Raw genomic sequence first — 5945 nt, 5'->3', positions numbered from 1 at the left:
GACGAACCTTTGTCTGCTGACGGGTGTCTTCAATGTATTCCATCCACTCTAATAATTCCTGCATAAACAACGCCCCTTTTTCTTTTATTTTATCAAAAAAGGGGCGTGTTCACAATTTATTTACTCATGCGTTTGTCGTGGACAAGCCGCAGTATCTGGGATAAGCCGTAAAGCAAAACAGCACCTGCATCATTTTACTGACGCAGGTGCTGAAATGAATTGCTTCTTTGAATTGTAATTCCCACTCACAGTAGGGACCACTGCTCTTACGCCACCACATCCTCAAACTGCGAATTGTAAAGATTTGCATAGAACCCATTTGCCGCGAGCAGTTCTTCGTGATTGCCCTGCTCGATGATGTCTCCGTCTTTCATGACGAGAATCAGATCCGCATCGCGGATGGTGGACAGCCGGTGGGCGATGACAAAGCTTGTTCTGCTCTTCATCAGGTTATCCATTGCCTTCTGGATCTCGATTTCGGTTCTCGTATCGACAGATGAGGTTGCCTCATCGAGGATCAGGATCTTATTATCAGCAAGAATGGCTCTTGCAATCGTCAGCAGCTGTTTCTGTCCCTGCGACACATTGCTGGCATCTTCATTCAGTTCCATCTGATAGCCGCCCGGCAGGGTCTGGATGAAGTGGTGGGCTCTTGCGGCTTTTGCTGCTGCGATGACTTCCTCATCTGTCGCATCGAGCCGGCCGTAGCGGATGTTTTCCATGATGGTTCCCTTGAACAGCCACGTATCCTGCAGGACCATACCAAAGGCATCGCGCAGCTCTCTGCGGTTGAAGTCTTTGATGTTGTGGTCGTTCAGCAGAATGGCTCCGCTGTTGACATCGTAGAAGCGCATCAGCAGTTTGACCATCGTCGTCTTTCCGGCTCCGGTCGGGCCGACGATCGCGATTTTCTGGCCCGGTTTTACTTTGGCGCTGAAATCGTTGATGATGATCTGCTCCGGGTTGTAGCCGAAATGTACGTGGTCGAAGGTGACTTCTCCTGTCACAGTCTCGATTGCTGCCGAATTCTCGACAATCTGGTCTTCCTCTTCCTCGTTCAGGAATTCAAAAACACGCTCGGATGCCGCCGACATCGACTGTACCATGTTGATAACCTGCGCAATCTGCTGGATTGGCTGGGTAAAGTTTTTTACATACTGGATGAATGCCTGGATATCACCGATTGTAACCACGTTTCGGATTGCCAGCAGACCTCCGGTCAGTGCCACACAGGCGTAGCCCAAATTCCCGACAAACATCATAATCGGCTGCATCATGCCGGATAAAAACTGCGATTTCCATGCGGAATCATAGAGAATGCTGTTGGTTTTCTCGAACTCCTCAATGGTATCCTTTTCACGGTTAAATGCCTTAATTACAAGATGGCCGCCGTAAACCTCCTCAACCTGTCCATTGATATGACCCAGATATTCCTGCTGGTCACGGAAGAATTTCTGGGATTTCTTCGTCACCAGTCCGATCAGACCCATAGAAATCGGCAGGATCACAAGTGCGATCAGCGTCATCAGCGGGGAGATACTCAGCATCATGATCAGAACGCCGACCAGTGTTGCCACGGATGTGATAATTGTGGTAATGCTCTGGTTCAGTCCCTGACCCAGTGTGTCGACATCGTTGGTAATGCGGGAGAGTACTTCGCCATAGGTGCGGCTCTCAAAATATTTCATCGGCATGCGGTTGATTTTCTCCGAAATTTCCTTTCGGAGCCGATAGCATACCTTCTGGGTAACGCCGGTCATAATCCAGCCCTGGATGAAGCTGAACAGGGCGCTCATCAGATACAGGCCAAGGGTAAACAACAGAATTTTTCCGATTTTTGTAAAGTCAATGCTGCCTGTCCCCCTGATTTTTTCCATCAGTCCCTCGGACAATGCCGTTGTTGCTTTTCCGAGAATCTTCGGTCCCGCAACGTTAAACACAGTCGAGCATGCGGCACAGAGCATGACGACAAAAATCGCAATTTTATACTTTCCGATATACTGTGCAAGCTGTTTGATCGATTTTTTCAGGTTCTTCGGCTTTTCGCCCGGCTGCATGCCGCGGCCCATGCCTCCCATCGGTCCTCCTTTGCGCGGCTGCTGATTTCTCCTGTCACTCATGGTCAGCCACCTCACTTTCTATTCCAAGCTCCTTCGCCGAAAGCTGGGATTTTGCAATCTCCTGATAAACCTTACAGTTCTTCAGCAGTTCTTCATGTGTACCTTTTCCGACTACCTTTCCGTCATCGAGCACCAGAATCTGCTCCGCATGGAGAATTGTACTAATTCGCTGTGCCACGATGATCACGGTGCTGTCTTTGACATTCTCCGCCAGTGCTTTTCGAAGCGCCGCATCCGTTTTCAGGTCAAGTGCAGAAAAGCTGTCATCGAAAATAAAGATTTTCGGATCCTTGGCAATCGCACGTGCAATCGCCAGACGCTGTTTCTGTCCGCCGGACACATTCGTTCCGCCCTGGGAAATCGCGGTGTCATATTTATCGTCTTTTGCTTCAATAAACTCTGTTGCCTGTGCAATCGCGGCTGCTTTTTCGATCTCGGCATCGGTTGCATTTTCTTTTCCGAAGCGCAGGTTCGATGCGATTGTTCCCGAGAACAGCACACCTTTCTGCGGCACAAAGCCAATCTCGTCGCGCAGATCCTTCATGGTAATGTTTCGGATATCTTTTCCGTCCAGGGTAATCTGTCCGCCCGTCACATCGTAAAAACGAGGAATCAGGTTTACCAGTGTTGATTTTCCGCAGCCGGTACTTCCGATAATTGCCGTTGTCTTTCCCGGCTCCGCCACGAAATCAATATCATGCAATACATCCTCTTCTGCTCCCGGATACCGGAAATTGACATGGTTAAAGCGGACAACGCCATTGTGTACGTCTAATTTTTCCGGCATTTCGGCATCCTGAATCGAAAGCTCTGTCCGGATAACCTCGTCGATACGGCCTGCTGCAACTGCAGCACGCGGCAGCATAATAGACATCATTGTCAGCATCAGGAAGGACATAACAATCATCATGGCATAGGTAATGAACGCTGTCATTGCGCCGACCTGCATCGTACCCTCGTCGATTCTGTGTGCACCAAACCAGACAATTCCTACGGTCAGTACATTCATAATCATCATCATGCCGGGCATCATAAAGGTCATGACACGGTTGGTAAACAGTGTCGTCCCGGTCAGCTCCCGGTTTGCCGTATCAAAACGCTCTTCTTCTTTATCCTCTCTTCCGAATGCACGGATAACGGAAAGTCCGGTCAGGATCTCACGGGAAACCAGATTGATGTTATCGACCAGCTTCTGCATCTTTTTGAATTTTGGCATTGTAATGGATACAAGCAGCATGACATAGCTGATAATCACAATAATTGCCAGTACGATAATCCAGCTCATGCCGGCCCCTGTTTTTACCACCTTAATGACACCGCCAATACCAAGAATCGGCGCATACGCAATCATGCGCAGCAGCAGCACCGATACCATCTGAATCTGCTGGATATCATTTGTACTTCGCGTAATCAGAGATGCGGTGGAGAATTGATCCATTTCCGCATTGGAAAATCCGACAACCTTTTTGAATACCTGATCTCTCAGATCACGACCGATTCCGGCAGCGACGCGGGATGCAAACAGTCCGACAAAAACCGTTACCACACCCATCAGAAGTGCCATGCCGACCATCTTAAGGCCAGCCGTCAGAAGATACGACTTCTGAATCCGGTCGATATCAAGTCCCGCCGCTTTATCTGCGGAAACCGCATAGGCAATTCCCATTGATTTTACCAGCGAGCTTCCCATCGTATCGAGCGTTTTTTCCATGTTGTCGCGCATCGAAAGCACGTCATCTTTCTCCATCTGTCCACTCTCGAGCATGGATGCAAAAATCGGACGGACATCCACACAGGTCACTTCCGCCTTGTTTCCATCCTCATCTTCTTTTTCCTGCCGGAAGCTCTTCAGCTCCACATGCATCATCTCGCCGATCTGCTCTATGGTCATGTTTTCAAATGCAGAAACATCCTGACCGGTCTGCTGCGCCATGAGCTGTTTGAAGGTGGTTTCCTCCATCGCACCCATCTGATAATTCATAAGGAGTGCAACGGTCAGCGTATCATCCGCTGCATCGAGCTCTTTTTCGGAAGCTTTGTTCCGCTCATAATAGCCGTCCTTTTTCGTATAAAGGCTTTCCCACAAGTCTGCCTCATCATCCGTCATGATGAATTTTGCTGTCTGAAATTCTTCCTCTGTGATCCTTTTGGGCGTAACATGCTCAACACCGCTGTTCTGAATGCCCACATCAATAATGTCGGATGTGTACGACGGGAGCGACAGGTCGCACCACGCCTGGACAAATAACAGCATAAGAATCACAAGAATTGATTTCCAGTATGGGAGCATGTTTTTGAAAATCTTACTCATTTTTTCCCCTTTCTGTCGTTTTTTGTGTATCAGCTTGCCGGCACACTAATTCTGTCGTTTTCGGGTGTCAATTTCTTTTTCTGCGATCTCATAGATACGATCCAGGTAAGCAACCAGCTGATCTACATCCTCTTCCTTTAACTGTGACATCACAGAACAGCCAAAATCATGCATTCTGTCCCGTACCTCTTCCCCCTTTTTCCAGCCCTTCTCTGTCAGACTGATATACGTATTTCTGCGGTCTTTTTTGTCAACGGTCCGCTCTACATATCCTTTTTCCTCCAGTCCGCGCAGTGTCCGCGATACAGCCGGCGGAAGTGTTTTGGTCTTTGCTGCCAGTTCGGAGCTTGTAATTCTTCCGTTTTCTCCCATTTGCAAAATCGCACCCATAACGGAAAATTCGGAGCTGCTGAGTCCCGGAATCAGGTCTGATACGTTCAGTTTTTTAAACTGGTGCATCGCACGAAACAGTTTTTCAAATGCATCCTTCATGTTATCCCCCTCCTTTTTGCGCAAATGTTTAACAGTGTTATTTATTTACGTGTGTTAAATAATAACACCGGCAAATTTCCATGTCAAGAAATCTGCCGGTGTTTATGTTTTTTTTAGAATTTAGAGTAACCCAAATAGAATTTGACAAACGCTGCCATTTTGTTTAGATTAGAAGCAAATACGAAAGGACACCTTCATTCCCATGCCAGGTTTTATCTTACATCTCACCGCAGCTCAAATGCTGTTAAAGCACCTCCCGTCCCACCCGGATTTTCCATATCCGATTTCATCGGTAAATGATTTTCTGATCGGAAATCTTCTGCCAGATGCGACGCAGCAGAAAGAATCCTCCCATTTCCGCGATCCGCTTTACCGCGAAAAAATGATGGTATTCCCGGATCTTACACGGTTTACAGTGAAATACCGTTCACTTCTGCCAGATTCGAGCGCACTGGGATATTATTTTCATCTTTATATTGACCGGAAATTTTTTAAGGATTTCATTCCGCAGATTGTGGAATTTTATAATGCGGATGGGGAAATTACAGATATGAGAGATGAGATTGCAACGGTTTATATCAAAAAATCGCAGACATCCATTCCATTTCCAAAGTATCTCACGGAGGAGTATTATTACGGGGACTATACCAAAATGAATACCTATCTTGTCAACCGCTATTGCATCCCGCTCGATCTCGATCCTAACGTCACGAACCCTGGAATCGCAGAAATTCAGTACGAGGATGTCCAGCAGGTACTCGATCTCCTGCACCGCTTCCTCTCCGTCCCGCCGGAGGCCGCGCAGGATCTGAAGGTCTTTCCGCTTGAAGAACTGCTTGCGGCATTGGAGCAATATGTAGAAGAGTTTTTGGCTGTGCCGATTGACACTCCCCACAGCTAAAGCAGGGGGATTCTTGTTTCTACCACTACTGCATTGACGAATACTTTACGGTACTGCAATGTCTTACACAGTGTCCACAAGCTATGTTTATCCTGTTCCCGTATGCCCTACGGTACAGCTT

General features: G+C 47.7%; 4 protein-coding genes. 1 reads left to right on the top strand and 3 read right to left on the bottom strand.

Going from position 1 to position 5945, the window contains the following annotated elements:
• Positions 1-266 precede the first annotated feature (266 nt).
• Genes ACY2VT_RS14035 through ACY2VT_RS14025 form a run of 3 tightly spaced genes read right to left on the bottom strand, consistent with a single transcriptional unit; the run spans position 267 to position 4923 of the window.
• Entirely contained in the window at positions 267-2120 is a 1854-nt protein-coding gene (locus tag ACY2VT_RS14035; RefSeq protein ID WP_461880309.1) for an ABC transporter ATP-binding protein, read from the bottom strand.
• Entirely contained in the window at positions 2113-4431 is a 2319-nt protein-coding gene (locus ACY2VT_RS14030) for an ABC transporter ATP-binding protein (protein ID WP_461880308.1), read from the bottom strand. The genes ACY2VT_RS14035 and ACY2VT_RS14030 overlap by 8 nt, the downstream gene beginning before the upstream one ends.
• A 45-nt stretch (positions 4432-4476) precedes the next feature.
• A complete protein-coding gene (locus ACY2VT_RS14025) occupies positions 4477-4923 on the bottom strand; it encodes a MarR family winged helix-turn-helix transcriptional regulator (RefSeq protein WP_461880307.1) in 447 nt (148 codons plus the stop codon).
• A gap of 202 nt (positions 4924-5125) precedes the next feature.
• Between ACY2VT_RS14025 and ACY2VT_RS14020 the strand changes: the two genes are divergently transcribed.
• The gene (locus ACY2VT_RS14020; protein ID WP_461880306.1) at positions 5126-5824 is read left to right on the top strand and encodes a hypothetical protein; all 699 of its coding nucleotides are present in this window, start codon (positions 5126-5128) and stop codon (positions 5822-5824) included.
• Positions 5825-5945: the final 121 nt, after the last annotated feature.

The sequence above is a fragment of the Fusicatenibacter sp. genome (genome assembly GCF_050872605.1).
GTDB lineage: Bacteria > Bacillota > Clostridia > Lachnospirales > Lachnospiraceae > Fusicatenibacter.
Note: the sequence above shows the minus strand (reverse complement) of the source record. Positions and strands in the feature narration are given on the sequence as shown.

Bases quoted from the DNA above. Each gene is read 5' to 3' on its own strand.
- ACY2VT_RS14035 (WP_461880309.1), bottom strand. From the start codon at position 2,120: ATGAGTGACAGGAGAAATCAGCAGCCGCGCAAAGGAGGACCGATGGGA.
- ACY2VT_RS14030 (WP_461880308.1), bottom strand. From the start codon at position 4,431: ATGAGTAAGATTTTCAAAAACATGCTCCCATACTGGAAATCAATTCTT.
- ACY2VT_RS14025 (WP_461880307.1), bottom strand. From the start codon at position 4,923: ATGAAGGATGCATTTGAAAAACTGTTTCGTGCGATGCACCAGTTTAAA.
- ACY2VT_RS14020 (WP_461880306.1), top strand. From the start codon at position 5,126: ATGCCAGGTTTTATCTTACATCTCACCGCAGCTCAAATGCTGTTAAAG.